Source organism: Pseudomonas sp. MAG733B (assembly GCF_036884845.1).
In the GTDB taxonomy this organism is placed as follows: domain Bacteria; phylum Pseudomonadota; class Gammaproteobacteria; order Pseudomonadales; family Pseudomonadaceae; genus Aquipseudomonas.
The window spans coordinates 3,375,683-3,395,263 of the sequence record NZ_CP145732.1 but is presented as its reverse complement, the minus strand read 5'-3'; the positions used below and the strand labels follow the sequence as shown (position 1 = coordinate 3,395,263).

At 59.3% G+C, this 19,581-nt stretch carries 17 protein-coding genes; 4 read left to right on the top strand and 13 right to left on the bottom strand.

Going from position 1 to position 19,581, the window contains the following annotated elements; all coding sequences use genetic code 11:
- Positions 1-58: 58 nt before the first annotated feature.
- The 9 genes from V6Z53_RS15780 to V6Z53_RS15740 all read right to left on the bottom strand — a co-directional run bounded on the left by V6Z53_RS15780 (position 59) and on the right by V6Z53_RS15740 (position 12,570).
- Positions 59-2,443, bottom strand: coding sequence for an RND family transporter (locus tag V6Z53_RS15780; RefSeq protein WP_338580502.1), 2,385 nt, complete (start codon positions 2,441-2,443; stop codon positions 59-61).
- 28 nt (positions 2,444-2,471) lie between these two features.
- Complete coding sequence (locus V6Z53_RS15775; RefSeq protein ID WP_338580501.1) at positions 2,472-3,524, bottom strand: YCF48-related protein; 1,053 nt, start codon at positions 3,522-3,524, stop codon at positions 2,472-2,474.
- A 1,012-nt stretch (positions 3,525-4,536) separates the two neighbouring features.
- Complete coding sequence (locus V6Z53_RS15770; RefSeq protein WP_338580500.1) at positions 4,537-5,562, bottom strand: IS110 family transposase; 1,026 nt, start codon at positions 5,560-5,562, stop codon at positions 4,537-4,539.
- Positions 5,563-6,053: 491 nt separating this feature from the next.
- The gene (gene pepN, locus V6Z53_RS15765; protein ID WP_338580499.1) at positions 6,054-8,711 is read right to left on the bottom strand and encodes an aminopeptidase N; all 2,658 of its coding nucleotides are present in this window, start codon (positions 8,709-8,711) and stop codon (positions 6,054-6,056) included.
- A 10-nt stretch (positions 8,712-8,721) separates the two neighbouring features.
- On the bottom strand, positions 8,722-9,552 hold the full coding sequence (locus V6Z53_RS15760; protein WP_338580497.1) for a DUF2797 domain-containing protein: 831 nt from the start codon (positions 9,550-9,552) through the stop codon (positions 8,722-8,724).
- Positions 9,549-9,809 (bottom strand): DUF1315 family protein, encoded by a 261-nt coding sequence (locus V6Z53_RS15755; protein ID WP_338580496.1) that lies wholly within the window; start codon positions 9,807-9,809, stop codon positions 9,549-9,551. Before V6Z53_RS15755 ends, V6Z53_RS15760 begins: the two co-directional genes overlap by 4 nt.
- A gap of 33 nt (positions 9,810-9,842) precedes the next feature.
- Complete coding sequence (locus tag V6Z53_RS15750) at positions 9,843-10,712, bottom strand: rhomboid family intramembrane serine protease (RefSeq protein WP_338580495.1); 870 nt, start codon at positions 10,710-10,712, stop codon at positions 9,843-9,845.
- Positions 10,709-11,680, bottom strand: a complete 972-nt coding sequence (locus V6Z53_RS15745) for a metallophosphoesterase (RefSeq protein WP_338580494.1) — start codon at positions 11,678-11,680, stop codon at positions 10,709-10,711. Before V6Z53_RS15745 ends, V6Z53_RS15750 begins: the two co-directional genes overlap by 4 nt.
- Positions 11,680-12,570, bottom strand: a complete 891-nt coding sequence (locus V6Z53_RS15740) for an NAD(+) kinase (protein ID WP_011333623.1) — start codon at positions 12,568-12,570, stop codon at positions 11,680-11,682. The genes V6Z53_RS15745 and V6Z53_RS15740 overlap by 1 nt, the downstream gene beginning before the upstream one ends.
- A gap of 118 nt (positions 12,571-12,688) precedes the next feature.
- Between V6Z53_RS15740 and V6Z53_RS15735 the strand changes: the two genes are divergently transcribed.
- The gene (locus V6Z53_RS15735; protein ID WP_338580493.1) at positions 12,689-13,639 is read left to right on the top strand and encodes a DUF1853 family protein; all 951 of its coding nucleotides are present in this window, start codon (positions 12,689-12,691) and stop codon (positions 13,637-13,639) included.
- A gap of 117 nt (positions 13,640-13,756) precedes the next feature.
- On the opposite strand, the gene V6Z53_RS15730 is transcribed toward V6Z53_RS15735, so the two are convergent.
- Complete coding sequence (locus V6Z53_RS15730) at positions 13,757-15,040, bottom strand: arsenic transporter (RefSeq protein WP_338580492.1); 1,284 nt, start codon at positions 15,038-15,040, stop codon at positions 13,757-13,759.
- A 61-nt stretch (positions 15,041-15,101) separates the two neighbouring features.
- Positions 15,102-16,205: a DUF2855 family protein gene (locus V6Z53_RS15725; protein WP_338580491.1), complete on the bottom strand. Its 1,104-nt coding sequence runs from the start codon at positions 16,203-16,205 to the stop codon at positions 15,102-15,104.
- 55 nt (positions 16,206-16,260) lie between these two features.
- Between V6Z53_RS15725 and V6Z53_RS15720 the strand changes: the two genes are divergently transcribed.
- The gene (locus tag V6Z53_RS15720; protein WP_338580490.1) at positions 16,261-16,929 is read left to right on the top strand and encodes a TetR/AcrR family transcriptional regulator; all 669 of its coding nucleotides are present in this window, start codon (positions 16,261-16,263) and stop codon (positions 16,927-16,929) included.
- A 112-nt stretch (positions 16,930-17,041) separates the two neighbouring features.
- On the opposite strand, the gene V6Z53_RS15715 is transcribed toward V6Z53_RS15720, so the two are convergent.
- Positions 17,042-17,602, bottom strand: coding sequence for an NADPH-dependent FMN reductase (locus V6Z53_RS15715; RefSeq protein ID WP_338580489.1), 561 nt, complete (start codon positions 17,600-17,602; stop codon positions 17,042-17,044).
- A 182-nt stretch (positions 17,603-17,784) separates the two neighbouring features.
- On the opposite strand from V6Z53_RS15715, the gene V6Z53_RS15710 reads away from it, so the two are divergent.
- On the top strand, positions 17,785-18,009 hold the full coding sequence (locus V6Z53_RS15710; RefSeq protein ID WP_338580488.1) for a hypothetical protein: 225 nt from the start codon (positions 17,785-17,787) through the stop codon (positions 18,007-18,009).
- 88 nt (positions 18,010-18,097) lie between these two features.
- Positions 18,098-18,991, top strand: a complete 894-nt coding sequence (locus V6Z53_RS15705) for a LysR family transcriptional regulator (protein ID WP_338580487.1) — start codon at positions 18,098-18,100, stop codon at positions 18,989-18,991.
- Here V6Z53_RS15705 and V6Z53_RS15700 read toward each other — a convergent pair.
- Positions 18,957-19,571: a GNAT family N-acetyltransferase gene (locus V6Z53_RS15700; RefSeq protein ID WP_338580486.1), complete on the bottom strand. Its 615-nt coding sequence runs from the start codon at positions 19,569-19,571 to the stop codon at positions 18,957-18,959. The genes V6Z53_RS15705 and V6Z53_RS15700 overlap by 35 nt on opposite strands.
- Positions 19,572-19,581 lie beyond the last annotated feature (10 nt).

Below are 19,581 nucleotides of genomic sequence, written 5' to 3'. Positions count from 1 at the left end.
CATGCGACCCATAAAAAAGCCGCAACCTGGGTTGCGGCTTTTCTGTTTTACGCCGGGATCAGTGAGCGAACAGCGAGTTGCCCTTCTGCCCTGCCAGTTTCTCCGGCTTGATCAGGAACCGTGCCAGTGCCGGCAACAGCCACAGCGCACCGAACATGTTCCACAGCAGCATGAAGGTCAGCATCAGGCCCATGTCAGCCTGGAACTTGATAGCCGAGAAGATCCAGGTGCACACGCCGATGGCCAGGCACAGACCGGTGAACAATACCGCTTTACCGGTGGACTTCAGGGTCTGGTAATACGCCTCTTGCAACGGCAGGCCGGCACGCAGGAAGCTTTCCAGACGGCTGTAGATGTAGATGCCGTAGTCCACGCCAATCCCGACCCCGAGCGCCACGACCGGCAAGGTCGCGACTTTCACGCCGATGCCCATGAAGGCCATCAGGGCGTTGCCGAGTACCGAGGTCAGCACCAGCGGCAACACGATGCACAAGGTCGCCGCCCAGGAGCGGAAGGTGATCATGCACATGACCGCCACGCAGATGTACACCAGGATCAGGATGGTCAGCTCGGACTTCTTGATCACTTCGTTGGTGGCCGCTTCGATCCCTGCGTTACCGGCCGCCAGGATGAACTCCAGGTTTTCGGTGTTGTGTTCCTTGGCGAAGGCCTGCACGGCATGCACCGCGCGATCCAGTGTTTCAGCCTTGTGATCGTTGAGGAACACCAGCACCGGTGCCAGCGAGCAACTGTTGTTGTACAGGCCATCGGCACGGGCAATCGAGTTGTTCAGCACGTCCGGGTTGCGCGACAGGGTTTCCCATTTCAGGTTGCCCTCGTTCATGCCCTTGATCATTTGCTTGGACACGGTCACCAGGGAAATCGCCGACTGCACGCCCTCGGTGTTCTGCATCTTCCACATCAGCTCGTCGATCGGCGCCATCGCTTCGTAGCGCGAGCAACCTTCAGACTTGGTCTTGACCATCACCACCAATACATCGGAGCTGGTGGAGTAATTGCTGATGATGAAGTTGTTGTCCTTGTTGTAGCGCGAGTCCGGACGCAGTTCCGGTGCGCCTTGGTCAAGGTCGCCGATCTTCAGGTTCTGGCTGTACCAGAGGCCGCCACCGAAGGCGATCAGCGCCAGCAGGATCGAGACCGGTGCGACTTTCGCGCTGGCGAAATTCGACAGCAGGCGCCAGAAAGGATGTTCGCGGGTCGCGTCTTTCTTGCTGCGGGCCACGGCACGTTTGCTGATGCCGACGTAGGAAATCGCTACCGGCAGCAGGATCAGGTTGGTGAACACGATCACCGCCACGCCGATGGACGCGCCGATGGCCAGTTCACGAATCACGCCGATGTCGATGATCAGCAGCGTGATGAAGCCCACGGCATCGGCGAGGATCGCGATCATCCCCGGCAGGAACAACTGGCGGAAGGTGCGGCGCGCCGCGGTCAGGGCGTTGTCGGCCTCACTGGATTGCAGGGCAATACCGTTGATCTTTTGCACACCGTGGGAAATACCGATGGCGAAAATCAGGAACGGCACCAGCATCGAATACGGATCAAGTCCGAAACCGAAGAAGTGCATCAACCCGAGCTGCCAGATCACCGCGACCAGCGTCGTGCTCAACACCGCCACGGTGCTGCGCAGGCAGTTGGTGAACCACAGCAACAGGATCAGGGTAATGACGAAGGCGATGCCGAAGAACATCACCACCATCACCAGGCCATCGATCAGGTCGCCGACCTTCTTGGCGAAACCGACGATGTGGATCTTGACGTTGGGGTTCTGCGCTTCGAACTTGTTGCGGATCTTGTCTTCGAGTTCATGGGAGAACTTGCGGTAGTCCAGCGCGAGCAACTTGCCCTGGTCCTGCGGGTCCGGATAGGACTCCAGCAGCGGGATATCGACAATGCTCGACTTGAAGTCGTTGGCCACCAGACGCCCGACCTGACCGGATTTGAGTACGTTGTTGCGCAGCAGGTCGAGGCTGGCCTGGGAGCCGTTGTAACTCTGCGGGATCACTTCACCACCGGCGAAGCCCTCCTCGGTCACTTCGGTCCAGCGAACGCTCGGACTCCACAGCGACTTGAGGCCGGAACGGTCGACGCCGGAGATGTAGAACACCTCGTCGTTGATCTGGCGCAGGGTCTCCATGTATTCCTTGGAGAAGATGTCGCCGTCGGTGGCTTCCACCGAAATCCGCACGGTGTTGCCCAGGTTCGCCAGATCGTTGCGGTGCTCCATCATCTTCTGGATGAAGGGATGCTCCAGCGGGATCATTTTTTCGAAACTGGTGGACGGCCGGATCAGCGTCGCCTGCCAAAACAGGAAAATACTGACCAACAGGCAGATGACAATCACTGCCGGGCGGTTGTTGAAGATCAGGCGCTCTAGGAGTGTCGCCTTTTCCTGGTGATGAGTACTCAAGGAAGTCATAGCTGCGCCTTCTTATTATTAACCCGGCTCATTTGCCCGACTCGGTGCCGTTCGGCGAAGTGACGCGAACGCCGCCCTGTCCTGCCAGAACCAGATTGCCATTGCCTGCCGCCGTGACCGCCGAGACGGAAATGCGATCCTTACGGTTGACCACTTCGAAGGTAGCGCCGTCGTCGCTGCTGCGAATCACCGAACCGCCATTACCGACGATCACGATGGAACCATCTTCGAGCAGCGTGCCACCGGACAGGCCAAACTCCAGGTCACCGCGTTCGGCCTTGAGTTCGACTTGTTCCCAGTTGCTACCGAAATCGGTGGAGCGATACAGATTGCCGCGCAGGCCATAAGCCAACAGCGTAGAAGGTTGTGCGGTGCCGATCACGCCAAACAGCGAACCTTCGTACGGGCCTTCGAGTTTTTCCCAGGTCTGGCCCCAATCGGCGGAGCGGAACATGCTGCCCTGCTCGCCAACGATGAACAGACCGGAGTCCTTGACCGCCGCGATGGCGTTGAGGTGGAACTGGTCTTCGTTGTCCAGCCGGTCGCTGACATCTTCCCAGTTTTTCCCACCATCGGTGGTGGTCATCAAAGCACCGTAAGCGCCCACGGCAAAGCCGCTGTTGACGTCCTGGAACCAGACATCGAGCAGCGGCGATTCGCGTTTCAGATCTTCGAATTGCTTGGTCCAGGTGACGCCGCCGTCCTCGCTGGCGAGGATCTGTGCGTCATGACCGACGGCCCAGCCGTGTTTGTCATCGACAAAAAACACTGAGGTCAGCAGTGCCCGGGTCGGCACCTTGGCTTGAGTCCAGGTTGTGCCCTGGTCATCGGAATACAGAATGTGCCCACGATCCCCGACCGCCACCAGGCGCTTGCCTGCGTGGACGACATCGAGCATCAGGCTTTTGCTGGCCTTGGCCGATTCAATCGAATAAACAACGTCGGATGCCGGCGCAGCCGCGGCCAGCGCAGGTGCTGACAGCATGGCAGAGCCCAACAGCGAGAGCGCTGTAGCCAGCAACGCGAATTTGCGTAATGCCGGCGGGCGGCAGATACCCACACCCATGACAGGCTCACTCATAGACCTTCCCCCATTATTATTGTTAGGTCGTTCAACCTTTCTGGGCGCCGCTAGGGTGCTGACCGGGATCACCTGTTTCAGAGCATAGTCCTGAAACCCGCAATCCAGAGCCCCTTCGGAAGCTGGCTTATCCTATCGGTGTTTTTGAAGGGCTGACAATCGATGGCACGTTATGTTTTGTTAACCGGGGGGATGTTTGGTTTTTCTGAATGGTTGGGTATTAGGTTGGGTGATTTGAGGTTTTGGGTTTTGGTTTGGTCGGGGTACATATCCGTTTCTTCGGTAACGGCCGCTGGCGGTTTCGCTCTTACAGCGACTCACTTTTTCAAACGCCAAAAAGTAAGCAAAAGGCTTTGCCCCGGCGTACGGCACCTCGCTGGGGCTCGGTGTTCCCTCGCTACGGTGTCCATCAGGGGGCATCGCCTACGGTCTGCTGCGCGACGACCTCCTCTCGATGTGTGCGGCTTCGCCGCACGGCGCTGCGCGCCTAACCCCCTGATGAACACCTCCACTCGGCCTGCCGAAGGGGCAAAAGATCAAAAGCCAAAGCCAAAGCAAAAGCGAGGCGGCCTACCGGCCGGCCTGATCGTTAGTTCGTGCGCGTTTCTCTGTAGGAGCTGTCGAGTGCAACGAGGCTGCGATCTTTTGATTTTGTTTTTTACAAGCGAGATCAAAAGATCGCAGCCTGCGGCAGCTCCTACGTTTGACGTGATACAGCACAAAATCGGGTCGGCTGTCAGGCCGCCATCGCCAGCAGGCTGGCTCCCACATCTATGGATACCCCCATTTCTGCAATACTGTTTTTGATGTGTGTTTGGCTTGCTTTCATCTATCCGGCGTCTGGGGGACGACCCTGCGCCTCGATGAGAATCGCGCCTGACGGCCCTTCATAGGGAGAAGGCTTTTTCAGCCTTGTGGGAGCCCAGGGTAGTCGTCAGGCCGGTTGGCCGTTCACGTCATCTGTTATCCAGCATCGCAAAACCAGGTGGGTGGTGCTCGGGTGGCAGCGGGGTCAAGCGTTCATCGCGCTTGACCCCGCCTTGAATTCATCATGGTGAGCGGCGATCGACCAGGCGATTCTTGCCAGTTTGTTGGCCAGGGCGCAGACCACACGGTTGGAATGATGGCGAGCCAGTAGCTGGCGAACCCAATCGGCTAGCGCTCCTGTCTGTCGTTCCAGCCCCATCAGATACACACGGGCGCATTGAATGAGCAGTCGCCTTTGATTTCGGTCACCGCGTTTGCTGATACCCAAAAGTACGGTCTTGCCACCGGTGGAATGTTGTTTGGGCACCAGCCCAATCGAGGCTGAATAGTCTCGACCGCACTTGAACTGCTGGCCGTTGCCCAACTCCGCAGCCAGGACGCTGGAGGTGATCGGGCCTACGCAAGGTATCGTCATCAGGCGAGAAGCCAGATCATCTTCAGCGGCTTGGCGTTCAACCTGCTTGTCCAGCGCCTTGACCTGCCCGTCCAGGTAGTTGAAGTGCGCATGCAGTCCCAGCAGGATTTGTTTGATCAGCGCAGAAAATGAGCATTCCTCCAGCAGCGCTGGCAGTTCTTTGATGGAGTGAAAGCCTGGGGACAGGCTGATACCGACCTCCAACAGGCCGGCGTGAATCCGATTGACCGTAGCGGTGCGCTCCTTGATGTAGGACTCGCGCACTGAGTTGAGCATGGCCAGCGCTTGTTGCGCTTCGGTTTTCGGGGACACAAAACGCATGGTCGGGCGGCTCGCCGCCTCGCAAATCGCCATGGCATCGGCGAAGTCGTTCTTGTTGCTTTTTACATAAGGACGCACGAGATGAGGCGCTATGAGCCTGGGCATATGCCCCCATTTTGCTGCTTCTCGCGCCATATAGTGGGCGCCGCCACAGGCTTCCATCACCACCGTGCACGGTTCAAGGTTGGCCAAGTGCCTGGCCAGTCCCGCGCGATTGAATTTCTTGTGGTAGAGCTCATGACCGCGATCATCTTGAGCATGCAGATGGAAGGTATGTTTCCCTAGATCGATAGCGACAATAGTTACGTTGTTCATGGCAATGGCCTCCGAAAGACACCCTGTGAAAGCTTAGAGAGCAATCACAGGGTGTGAGGGGGTAGCCATTTCATTAGGGGATCGGCGTACACCCAAGCTCTTCACCACTCAACAGGCCGAGCGTTAGCTCGCCTACCGCTTTTGACCTTGATCCACCCGCCCCTTCGGGAGGCTGAGTGGAGGCGTTCATCCGGGGGGAGGCGCGCAGCGCCGTGCGGCGAAGCCGCATACATCGAGAGGAGGTTGAAGCGAAGCCAACCGGAGGCGATGCCCCCGGATGGATGCCGGAGCGAAGGAACGCCGAGCCCTAGCGAGGGGCCGGACGCTCGGGGCGAGCGTTTTTTTTGCTTACTTTTTTGAGGCGTTTGTCAAAAAAGTGAGTCGCCGTAAGGGCGAAACCATAAGCCGCCGTTACCGCAGCAACGGATATGTACTCAACCAGCCAAGGCCCTGGTCGGCCCAAAGGCCGCCAAGGTCAACAGCAAGCAGACTCAAGCCAAACTCTTGCTAACCACCTCAAACACATCACTGGACAACTGCCCCGAAGCCCGAATCCGCTCCAGCTCCCCTTTCATCAACGCCTGACGCGCAGCGTCATACTTGCGCCAGCGAGTCAAAGGCGCCAACTGACGAGAAGCAATCTGCGGATTGAACCCGTTCAGCTCGATCACCAGATCCGCCAGGAAGCGATACCCGGAGCCATCCGCCGCATGGAAGTTGATCAGGTTCTGCCCGGCAAATGCACCGACCAGCGCACGCACCTTGTTCGGGTTCTTGATGTTGAACGCCGGATGCTGCATCAACGCCTTGACCCGTTCAAGTCCACCCGGCAACACGCTGCCGGCCTGGACGCTGAACCACTGGTCCATGACCAGCGGGTTGTCCTTGAAGTGCTCGGCAAAACTGGCCAGTGCCGTGGCCTTCTGCTCTTCGAACGGCGAGTTGATCAACACGGCCAGCGCGGTCAGGCGTTCGGTCATGTTGTCGCACGCGTCGAACTGTTCCAGCGTCGCGGCCAAAACTTCCGGTTTGCCGCTAAGCATCAGGTACGACAGCGCAATGTTCTGCAAGGCGCGGCGGGCAAAATGCTCGGCCTCGGCCACGTACGGGGTTTGCTTGGACAAGTCGCGGTTGGCCTGATAACGCAGCCACAAACCTTCGAACAGCGCATCCGCCAGTTGTTTGCGGGCAAACTCGCGGGCGGTGTGGATGGCGTCGACATCCGCCACTTCGCTGATCTCGGTCAGGTACGCTTCGCTTGGCAGCGAGAGCATTTCGGCGACCATCGCCTGGTCCAGCGACTCATCGGACAGCACGGTGCGCAAGGCCGAAACCAGACGCTGATCCAGCACCAGCGCTTCGCCCTTCTGCTGCTGGGCGATCAACTCTTGCAGGACCTGCACCGACAATTGCTGACCGGCATCCCAGCGATTGAAACCATCGCTGTCGTGCTGCATCAGGAACATCAACTGGTCGCGGTTGTACGGGAAGCTCAGTTTCACCGGCGCGGAGAAGCCACGCAGCAACGACGGCAGTGGTTGTTCGGCGATGTCGACGAACGTGAATGTCTGCTCGGCTTCGGTCACCGAAATCACCCGGGTCGTGCCTTGAGCCGCAGCTTCACCGGCCAGACGCAGGGCAATCTCGTTACCCTTGCTGTCGAGCAGGCCCAGTTCAACCGGAATCACGAATGGCAGTTTTTCTACCTTGTCCGGGGTTTGCGGGCAGCTTTGACGGAAGGTCAGGCTGTAGGTTTTTGCCGCCGCGTCGTAGGACTCGCTGACTGCCAAACGTGGCGTACCGGCCTGGCTATACCAGCGCTTGAACTGGGTCAGGTCGACACCGTTGGCATCTTCCATAGCCTTGATGAAGTCATCGCAGGTCACGGCCTGGCCGTCGTGGCGTTCGAAGTACAGATCGCTGCCCTTACGGAAGCCTTCGGCGCCGAGCAAGGTGTGGATCATGCCGACCACTTCCGAGCCCTTTTCGTACACGGTCAGGGTGTAGAAGTTGGAAATCTCGATGAAGCTGTCCGGGCGCACGGCATGGGCCATGGGGCCGGCGTCTTCGGCGAACTGGTGGGTGCGCAGGTAGGCCACGTCCTGGATGCGCTTGACCGTGGCCGAGTTCATGTCGGCGGAGAAATGCGAATCGCGGAATACGGTAAAGCCTTCCTTGAGCGACAGCTGGAACCAGTCGCGGCAGGTCACGCGGTTGCCCGACCAGTTGTGGAAGTACTCGTGGGCGACGATTGCCTCGACCCGCTGGTGCGCGGCGTCGGTGGCGGTTTCGGCGCGGGCCAGCACGGCGCTGGAGTTGAAGATGTTGAGGCCCTTGTTCTCCATGGCGCCCATGTTGAAGTCGTTCACGGCGACGATCATGAAGATGTCCAGATCGTACTCGCGACCGTAGACCTCTTCGTCCCAACGCATGGATTTCTTCAGGCTGTTCATGGCGTGCTGGCACTTGTCGATGTTTTCCGGCTCGACATAAATGCGCAGCGCTACAGTGCGATCGGTCATGGTGGTGAAGGTGTCTTCAACGCACCACAAATCACCGGCCACCAGCGCGAACAGGTACGCCGGCTTCATGAACGGGTCTTCCCAGGTCGCCCAGTGCCGGCCATCTTCACCGGGACCGCTGGCAATCGGATTGCCGTTCGACAGCAACACCGGGTAGCTATGCTGCTCGGCCACCACGGTGGTGGTGAACTTGCTCATCACGTCCGGGCGGTCGAGGTAATAAGTGATCTTGCGGAAACCTTCGGCCTCGCACTGGGTGCAGAACATCGTGCCGGACTTGTACAGGCCTTCCAGCGCCGTGTTGGTTTCCGGGTGGATGCGCACGCTGGTGTCGACCGTGAACGTGGTGCTGGTCGGGTGCAGCGTCAGGTGGTTTTCGGTCAGTTGGTAGTCAGCTTCGCTCAGCTCGCGGTCGGCCAGGGTCACCGACAGCAGGTCGAGTTGCTGTCCATCCAGTACCAGCGGCGGCAGGCCCGGGCCACGCTCGGGATTGCGGCGCATCACCAGTTGCGCGTGGACCAGGCTGTGGTCCTCGAACAACTCGAAGGTCAGGTGTGTTTCATCAATCAGGTACTCGGGGGCCTGATAGTCCTTGAGGTAGATCATCTTCGGTTGTTCGGTGCGCATGCTGGAGTCCTTAACTATGCACGGCGAGCTGGTAGGCCGTGTACTTACGAATATTGATCACGCCGGTGTCGAAGATCAGGTATTGGCCTTTGATCCCCATCAGCGTGCCTTCGGCAATCGGATTCTTGTCCAGGTTGAAGCTGACAATTTTCGCCGGATACTGTTCGACCGGAAAGCGGATTTCGAGCGGTTCGACGTCAGCAATAGTCTGAATCGCCTGTAGGCCGAATCGTTCCTGCAAACCTTGCAGGCCTTCGGCGCAGCTGTCGAACAACTGGTCGCGCACCTGCGGCAGATCCACCGACACCGCATCGCCCTTGAGCAGGGCGCGCCAGTTGGTCTTGTCGGCCACCTGACTGCGGAACAGGTCCTCGACGAAGCCCGACTGCTGGCGGGTGGAGACGCGCATGATCGGCAACGCCTGACTGGCGCCCTGATCGATCCAGCGCGTCGGCAGCTGGGTGGCACGGGTGATCCCGACTTTCACCCCGGATGAATTCGACAGGTAGACGATGTGATCGGTCATGCAGAACTTCTCGCCCCACTCCGGTTCTCGGCAGGTGCCGGCGTCGAAATGGCAGCGTTCCGGGCTCATGATGCACACGTCACACTGGGCCAGTTTGGTCATGCACGGGTAGCAGTAACCCTGGCTGAAACTGGTTTTGGTCTTGCGCCCGCAATGGGTGCAGTGGATCGCACCCAGGTATTCCAGGCCCACCGTGGTGCCGATCAACGGATTGACCGGAACCTCGGTTTCGCCCAGACGAAATGCGTACTGCACGTTCGGCCCGTCCAGGCGCGCCGACATTTTGCTGATTGCACCGCGGCCAATCTCGATCAATGGATGGCATCCGACTTGAACAGGATATTTGGCACCTGGATCGATTTGGAGCTGCATTCCTGTGGGCCCATGTAGCCAGTACGCTCTTCCTCGGGCAGGTTCTGGATTTCCCAGGCGATCATCGCTTGCAACGACAGTTCGCGTTGCTCGGCGGTGAGTTTGCCACCGTCGGCCCATTTACCGATTTCCACCGCCAGTTTCAGGTTCTGGTAGATGTCCGGGGTGATGTTCTTGATCATTTCGTTAAAAGAGGACATTGGGTCTCCGTCTCTTTGTTGCATGTTCTGAAATTAGGCGGCCAGTTTACGGCGGTTGTACAAACCACCCAACAAACCGGTGAAGCATCCGATGAGTAACCCGCTGACATGGGCCGCGTTGGCGATTTCGCCGAAGCCGATCATCGAGACCAGCCCGGACAGGCACAGCAACAGCCACACCAGCATCATCACCAGCACCCCACGGGGCAGGCGATAGGCGGGGTTCGGCGCCAGCAGCTGGAAGATCCAGCAGTGTCCGAGCAAGCCGTACAGCACGCCGGACAACCCGCCGAACAGGCTCGGGCCACTGAAAACGTATTGGGTGTAGTTCGAAACCAGGCTGAACAGCAAGGTCAAGCCGACCAGGTTGATGCTGCCCTGGCGCGATTCGATGCGCCGCCCCAGCTCCCAGTACCACATGCCGTTCATGGCCAGGTGCAGGATGCCGAAGTGGATCAGCATCGGTGTGACCAGTCGCCACCACTGCCCCGCCGCCAGGCTGTCGGCCAGTGGCGTGAAGTGGATGTATTCGCCGACGATGCGAAAATCGAGGAAGGTCAGCCAGCGCATGGTGTTGAGGTTGTCGCCGAGCATCGTCAGCGCACCGACCAGCACGCTCAGCAGCAGTATCGCGGCGGTTGCCTTGGCATAACGCACCTGCTCGACGAAACCCGGGCGCTTCCTGGTTTGCGCCACCGGAATGTCCAGTTGCTGGTCGGGATCGCCCGCCGGAAAACGTTCGTACAAGGCGCGAACGTCCTCGCTGATGTTGTCCGGCACCCACAACACCTGTTCGCCCGCCTCTTCGCTGACCCGATGCGGCACCTGCATGCGTTGCAGCAATTTGACGAAGCCGCTCAGGTCCACCGCCAGCGGCAGACGCAATACCGCCACAGAACTCATTGCAAAACCTCCGGTCGCTCAACATCGACCCAGACAAATTTATGCGGATCGAGCCGCGTTTCCTGATCCAGGCGATAGGCGACCAGTTTGCCGTAGAGCACGGCGCTGTAGTCCAGGCAGGCAAGGTTCGGCCGGATCGGCGCCGGTTTGCCGCTGCGCCAATAATGGCCAACGAACAGCAACGGTTCGTCGACGCCGTAGCGCAACAGGTTGTTTTTTTCAGTGGATGTCAGTGGCGTCTGGGCCACGGGTTCAGGCAAGGCGTCTGGCTGAAACACGATATCCCCGTAGGTTTTCGGGTCGTCTTCCCAGAACTTGGTGCGGAAGAACGAACGCACCAGGCCATCGCCGCTGGTCATGGTCAAGCCATGGGGCAGGCGCATGTCGGTGCCGCGCAGCAGACGGTCGAACACGGTACAGGCAAAGGAGCCTGACTCGGCCGAGGTCTGGAGGAAATGCTCGTCGATGCAACCGTTGGGGAACAACGCCCGCAGCGGTTCGATCAGGCCGGCATCCCAGCAGGCATGCACCACGCGGAAACGCCCGGCATCGAGGAACAGTGGCAGTTCATAGAACCACTGCTGAAAGTCATGCCAATCGCCAGGATGATGTTCGAACTGGGTCAGGGTTTCATGCAGCAAGCGGGCATGACGCGGCGTGTGTTCGCGCACGAACTGCTTGCCGCTGCCAGGCAGCGCCGGCGTGCCCCAGCCCAGTGCGTTGAATTCATGGTTGCCCATGATGCACAGCGCCTGACCGGCCTCGACCATGTCGTGGACGATGTGCAGCGCCTCGCGAATCCGCGGGCCGCGGTCGATGATGTCGCCGACGAACACCGCCATGCGCGAGGCATGACGCCAGACGCCACCTTGTTTGTGATAACCGAGCCGGTCGAGCAAATGCTCAAGGGTCAGAGCGCAACCGTGCACGTCACCGATCAGGTCGTAGCTACGCGCGGGATCGAGCATCAGTCGCCTCCACCACCCAACTTGCTGCCCCAGCCGAGTTTGGTCCGGCAGACTTCGTAGTAGTTGTGGTCGAGCGGATGGATCAGCCGCAATTTCTGCGCTTTTTTGCTGACGGTGATGGTGTCGCCGGGCGCACAGGTAAAGTGGTTCTGCCCGTCACACGAGACTTGCGGGTAAATCTGCATATCCTTGGACACGACGATTTTCAGCTCACTGTTGCCATCGACCACAATCGGCCTGCCCGACAAGGTATGGGGGTACATCGGCACAATTACAATGGCGTCGAGCTTGGGATGCATGATCGGGCCACCGGCGGACAGTGCATACGCAGTCGAACCGGTCGGTGTGGCAACGATCAGGCCGTCGGCCTTCTGGCTGCAGACGAACTGGCCGTCGATATACAGCTCGAACTCGATCATCCGCGTCGATTTGCCGGGGTGCAGCACCACATCGTTCAGCGCATCGCCCTGACCGATGGCCTCGGCGTGGCGACGGACTTCAGCCTGCAGCAGGAAGCGGTTTTCCACCAGATAATGGCCGTCGAGCACTTCGGCGACTTTGATTTCCAGCTCGTCGGGGCGAATATCGGTCAGGAACCCGAGGCTGCCACGGTTGATGCCCAGCACCGGAATATTGTGTTTGGCCAAGGCCCGGGCGGCGCCCAGCAGGCTGCCGTCCCCGCCGACCACAATCACCATGTCACAGACTTCGCCGAGCATCTTGCGCGAAGACGTTTGCAGGCCGTGGCCCGGCAGGACTTCGGCGATGGTGTCTTCGAGGATCACGTGCAGGTGACGATCGAGCAGAAAGCGTTTCAGTCGGCGGACGGTATCCAGCACTTGAGAACTGCCGAGGCGTCCGATGATGCCGATATTGCGAAATTGCTCCATGGGGCTCCTGCTGGGAATCTGTGCGACGACGAAAAACACGATTATGGGTGAAAGCGGCGGATAGACAAAATCCTTTCAGCGCCAAGGATGTACTCCTGTTTGAGGCTATGCTCGCAAGATGATCCTATTTCCAGATTTGCTGCAGTTGCCCCACCAGTTGCGCCACCCCGAGGTGCGCGACCTGGCGTGGGTCATCCTCGCGCCGCCGATGCTCGCCGACACGCCGTGGCCGCAACGCCATCCGCTGGCCGGTAGCGACTGGGTGCAGGCACCGGAGCACCTGGAACACTGGCTGCGTCGACTGGATCAGGACAGCTACGGCCTGCTGCACTGGCTGGCCCAGGCCCGCACCCGGCGACTTGGCCTGTATTACGAACGCCTTTGGCAGTTTGCCGTGCAGCACGCGCCCGGCATCGAACTGATCGCCGCCAACATGCCGATCCGCCGCGAAGGCCACACGCTGGGCGAACTGGACATGCTGCTGCGCGATCGCGACGGCGTGCATCACCTGGAACTGGCGATCAAGCTGTATCTCGGCCCGCAACAGGGCGACGGCCACGACGCCGAGCAATGGCTCGGTCCCGGCTGCCATGATCGGCTGGACCGCAAACTGGCCCATCTGAGCGAGCATCAATTGCCGATTTCGGCGCGCCCGGAGAGCCGCGAAGTGCTGGCGGCACTGGATATCCGCCAGTTCAGCGCGCATTTGTGGCTGGGTGGTTACTTGCTTTATCCATGGCCGGGGCCGGCGGCGTCTCCGCGTGGCGCACATCCGCAGCATTTGCGCGGTCGCTGGCTGCATCAAAAGGACTGGCCGGAATTTGTCGCGCAAAGCCCGCCCGGTCGCTGGCAACCCCTGCCCCGCCACGCCTGGCTGGCGCCGGCGCATTACACGGCGGAGCACACCTGGGGCGCCGAACAACTGAAGGCATGGATGACTGACCTCGACCCGCTGGCGCCGGCGCAATTGCTGGTTCGACTGACGGAAAACGCCAAGGGCGATTGGGAAGAGGCCGAGCGGTTGTTTCTGGTGGCGGATCTTTGGCCGAATGTGCCGGGGCAAGGTTGATCCGGACTTTGTAGGTGTAGCGAAAAGATCGCAGCCTGCGGCAGCTCCTACAGGTGTAAGCATTCCAATGTAGGAGCTGCCGAAGGCTGCGATCTTTTGATCTTGCTCTTCAACAATCTAGAGGGACAACCGCACAGCCAACGCCGCCAACGTCACCAGCAACACCGGCACCGTCAACACGATCCCCACCTTGAAGTAATACCCCCAGCCAATCTGAATATTCTTGCGCTCCAGCACATGCAGCCACAGCAATGTCGCCAGGCTGCCGATCGGGGTGATTTTCGGCCCCAGGTCACTGCCGATGACGTTGGCGTAGATCATCGCCTCTTTCACTACACCGCTCGCCTGGCTGGCATCAATGGACAACAACCCGATCAGCACCGTCGGCAAGTTGTTCATGATCGAGGACAGCAACGCGGTCAATACGCCAGTGCCCATCGCCGCGCCCCAGACGCCGTACTCGGCAAGGCCATTGAGCCAACCCGCCAGATACCCGGTAAGCCCGGCATTGCGCAGGCCGTAGACCACCAGGTACATGCCCAACGAGAAAATCACGATATGCCACGGCGCTTCTTTCATCACTTTGCGCGTGGAAATCTTGTGGCCACGGGCCGCGATGGCCAGCAGCAAGGCAGCGCACACCGCTGAAATCGCGCTGATGGGAATGCCCAACGGTTCCAGCGCGAAACAACCGAGCAGCAGGATCACCAGCACCGCCCAACCGGCATAGAACGTCGCCTTGTCGTGGATCGCGGTTTCCGGGTGCTCCAGTTGTTCGGGATCGTAAGCCTTGGGAATGTCGCGCCGGAAAAACCACATCAGCATCGCCAGGGTCGCGGCCACGCTCACCAGGTTGACCGGGATCATCACCGCCGCATAACGGTTGAAGCCGATGTTGAAGAAGTCTGCGGACACGATGTTCACCAGGTTCGACACCACCAGCGGCAGGCTCGCGGTGTCGGCGATGAAACCGGCGCCCATGACGAACGCCAGGGTTGTCGCCTTGGAGAAACGCAACGCCAACAGCATGGAGATCACGATGGGCGTGAGAATCAGTGCCGCGCCGTCGTTGGCGAACAACGCCGAGACCAGCGCACCGAGCAGCACCATGTAGGCAAACAACTTGCGCCCGTTGCCTCGCCCCCACCGGGCTACGTGCAGCGCGGCCCAGGCAAAAAAACCGGCCTCGTCCAGCAACAGGCTGATGATGATCAACGCGACAAAGGTGCCGGTGGCGTTCCAGATGATCTGCCACACCAACGGGATGTCAGTCAGGTGCACCACACCGAAAATCAGCGCAAGCACTGCGCCGAACACCGCACTCCAGCCGACGCCCAGCCCTTTGGGTTGCCAGATCACCAGGGTAATTGTCAGCAGGAAAATCAGTGACGCAACGAACATTCAGGGCAACCTTGAAAAAACCGGAAAACGGGCCGCCCCTGGACCTCGCAGCATTGACCGGTCACAACCGAATCACATGCCCCTCGATTGGCGGGACCTGCCCATGAAACAAGCGCGAAACAACGGCTTGCGCCGCTTCATAACCGTGGCTCTCTTTCACCTCAAGCAACGGATGTTCATTGGCCGTCACCTTCTTGAAAAACTGCAGCAAGCCCTCACCGATATGCTGACTGACCCCTTCCGGCCCCCAATCGGCATTGCGCTTGCGAATCTGGACCGGTGCAAAAAAGAATACGGGCTGCGGCCCCTCGATTGCAGTCAGCCGAGCCTCATGAGTGCTTTGCGCAGAACCGGCGAAGCAACTGTAAATCAACTGCCCGGCAAAATGCTGATGCACACGATCGCGTAAATCAAGGTCGCCGGAAAAATCCACGTACACCGTTGGACGGTCGTTGGGCAGGTTTGCCAGTTCCTCGTACGAACCCGTACGTTCGTAACAATCCAGACGCTCGACAAAGGCTTTGTTGCCGGCCGAGGTCAACCCCACTCTTTCCAGACCAGGATGATTTCCCAGGCAGACGGCAGTGCCATAGGCGGTTTTGCTTGATGCGCTGGAGAACACCAGGCGAGTCGAACCGAAAAACTGCTTGTCTTGCAGGAAGTCGGCGAGCATCGAAGACGTCAAGAACAGCGGCTTGAGCAAAATCTGCAGGTTTTCGGTATCGGGGCTGTAGTAAGCGTCCCAACTACAGCGGGTGTACTGGTTATAGGCCGAAGTCAAACCTTGCCGGTGTTCGGCGCCGTCGTAGAAACCGCGCTCGGTAACCCGTTCCGGGCGCATCCACAGGTGGCTGGCAATCGGGAAATACCCGTAGAAGCGCTCTCCGACCTTGATGCCTGCGACATCCGACGCGATGACATCAGCAAAACCCCAGGCCGGTACGTGGCCCCATTCCGCCAATCCGGTAGGAAAGAAGCCCCAGTAGTTCATCGAGTTGCCATAAGCGGCGTAGGTAATGTTGTTGGTGGTCAGCGCGCAACGGTCAATCTTCAGAATGACTTCCCCCGCGGCGGGAACGAAACTGCGCGAAACCTGCTCGATGCGGCTTTGATCGAGGGCATCTTTACGGGTAATCAGTCGTGTTACCGTGCTTGTGATTTGCATCCTTCAATCTCCTGCTGCGACACAGTGGCGGGTAGCACCAGCGTAGTGGCCGCCAATGAAGAACGGGTTCGGAAACAGCAAGGGCCGGTTGCCCACCGTCAATCCCCGCGCAAAACCGCTGAAACGACCGACTCAGGCCCGGGCGATTTTCACCGTCGATGCGATTTATGAGGCATTTGTTCGGATTTGGCAGCGAGACGGCTGGTCAGGCCTGACCACCCGCGAGGTGGCACTGGAAGCAGGTGTTGCAATCGGCACGCTCTACGACTACTTCCCGAGCAAGGAGGCCTTGCTATCCGGTTACATCCGTCATCGTCTGGATATCCTGCTACAGGAACTGGATGAATCTGTCGTACAAGCCAACGACCAGGACTGGCCAACCCGAATCAAGCGCCTGATTCGCCTGACCTGCGACCCCGACGATGAGGGCCAACCCCTTTTCAATCACGCCGTGCTGCTCATCGAACACCAGATCGCCGAACCTAAACATCACCGAAGAGTGTTCGATGAGCTGGCACAGAAATGGCGTGAGGCCTTCGCGGCCTGCGACGACCTGCCAGCGCAACCCTCGCCAGCGACCATCGATGCCTGGGTGATCATGGCCTGGGGTGGCCGACGTTATTGCGTTACCGCACAACCGGCGGCGGCACAAACCACCGCCTGGCTGTCGGAAATGGAAACGATGATCTGCGCAAGACTCCAGACCTCGCCTGAGCCTCCGTAGGAGCAAATCTTGCTCGCGATGGACGTCAACGATGACGCAGGCTGCCTGAATGATCGCGGCGCCCAGACATTCTTCGCGAGCAAGATTTGCTCCTACAGGTTCAGGGTATTTGTCACATCTTTTTGTGTTGCTCGACCCACTGCCCGAAGGCATTAATGAAACTTTGCAGGAACGGCTTGACCGATTCCGACAGTTTGCCTGCCTCATCGAACGCCGAACCGGCACCGCCCAGATAGGCTTCCGGCTGCTGCATCAACGGCACGTTGAGAAACACCATGGACTGGCGCAAGTTGTGGTTGGCGCCAAATCCGCCAATCGCACCCGGCGATACACTGATCACCGCACCCGGCTTGCCATTCCAGGCGCTCTTGCCATAAGGGCGCGAGCCCACGTCAATAGCATTCTTCATCGGCGCCGGCACCGAACGGTTGTATTCCGGGGTCACGAACAGCACCGCGTCGGATGAACTCACTTGTTGTCGGAAAGTGCTGTAGGCTGCCGGCGGTGAATCACCATCGATGTCTTCGTTGTAGAGCGGCAAATCGCCGATTTCGACGATAGTGAGTTTGAGGTTGGCCGGCGCCAGATCAGCCAGGGCCAGCGCAATCTTGCGGTTGATCGATGCTTTGCGCAGGCTGCCGACCACTACGGCGACGTTATAGACATTGCTCATGGAAGACTCTCGATTGTCCGTGGGGGGAGCCTGTAGTTATAGATGATCGGACGACAGTTCAACCAGTGAACACAGGTATATCTGCGTCCTGATTATTTTTTTTATGTAGGAAAACTTACCGTGCTCGATGGCGGTCTACAAAGCCGCAAATCAAGCGTTTTATCTCCAGAGGTTCTAAGCAGATGGCAGCAGTACTCGTCGGTCAGTTCCATGCAAGAGACGCGGAAGGCCGCATTTATTCCGTGCATGAGTTCCAGGACTCCACCCCGGCGACAGGTTCGACGCCTGTTACCACCTACAAGCTGGCCATTGGCGATCGCGTAAACAAACTCGATGAAAACGAGTTTCAACTGGTGCAAACCGGCGTCACCCTGACCCGTGAACCGGAAACGAATGCCGTTTCATAACTCGATGTTATGAGCAGAAGTCATATGCGCGGACTTGGGTTAGGATTCAGCCACTGACTCCTTCACCTGCTGAACATGGACTTCACGCATGCGCTTACGCCATATCGAAGTGATCCAGGCGCTCCTGCAGACCGGTCACCTGGGCACCGCCGCCGAATGGCTGCAGTTGCCGGTGACCGAGGTCGAGCGCATTTTGCGCGACGCCGAGGATCAGTTGGGCTTCATGCTGTTCTCCAGCGTGCGCGGTCGCTTGCAGGCGACGCGCGAGGCGCGGGAGTTGCAGGTTGAAATCGCCCATGTCTACGAGGCGCTCGAACCGGTGCAGCGTCTGGCCAATAGCCTCAAGCAATACCTCGCCCCCCCACTACGTATCATCTGCACCCCGCCGCTGGCCCAGCAATTGCTCCCGCAAAGCATTGCAGCGCTGCGTCGACGCGTGCCCGATGCGCCTTGCACCCTTCTCAGCCAACCCACCCGCGACATCGTCAAAAGCTTATTGCTGCGCGAAAGCGATCTGGGCCTGAGCCTGCATGACCCGGACCGTGTCGAGATTGATTGTCAGGTGATTGCCCAAGGCAAATTGCAATTGCTCGCGCCGCACGGATGGCTGCAACAGAAACAGAAATACATCTCGCTGCAGGATCTCGCCGGTCAGGCGATGGTGGGGCTGGAAGGTCATGACCCGCTCAGCCCGGCCCTTGAGCACAAACTGCACGCGCTGCGCCCGGCGCCGGTGATTCAGACCCGGGTCCAGACCCATCAAATGATGCGCAGCATGGTCGAGGCCGGTGAAGGCCTGGCCATCGTCGACCCCTTCACCGCCCTCGGCGCCAAATCCGCCGGGCTCGATGCCTGCCCGCTGGCCCCCGCCGTTCCGATCAGCCTCTACGCCTTGACCTTGAAGAATGGCGAGCCTTCGCCCGCCGTCCAGACCTTGCTGGCGATCATCACGGAACAAGCCGCGGCGATGCTGGGGAACTGATCGGGTTTTCCAGCGGGTTATCGAACACGCGATACCAGAACAGCGCCACCTCGGCGGTATTGGGGTCGATGCCGCGATAGCGCATGTGGTCAATGCCGCCGATCACATAGCCGCACCGCTCATACAACCGGCACGCGCCGAGATTGTTGTTCTGGGTTTCGAGCATGATGCCCGGCAGTTTTTTCTTGCGACTCCAGAACTGCGCCACATCCAGCAATGCCTTGGCCACGCCATGGCGTCGTGCCGGGGCATGCACGGCCAGTTCGTCGATGTGGGCAAAACCATTCCAGTTAGTGCTGATCACCAGATGGCCGACGGGCTCGTCGTCCAGATAGGCCATGAAAATCGCACTGTCGGCGGCGTCGCGGAAACTGCTGAACTCTTCAGGATCGATGCCATAGCATTTGCGGTACGGCGTAATCGGCGTGACTGTCCATTGCTCCACTGGCTGGCCTATTTCAGGCGCACCGTAGACAGCGACTTCAAAACTGAAATCACTGCCCCAGATGTAAGCGGCAAAACCTTCGTCGGCAACCCGCACCGACAGCCCTGGATGATTTGGATTCATGACCGGTTGCATACTGGGAAAG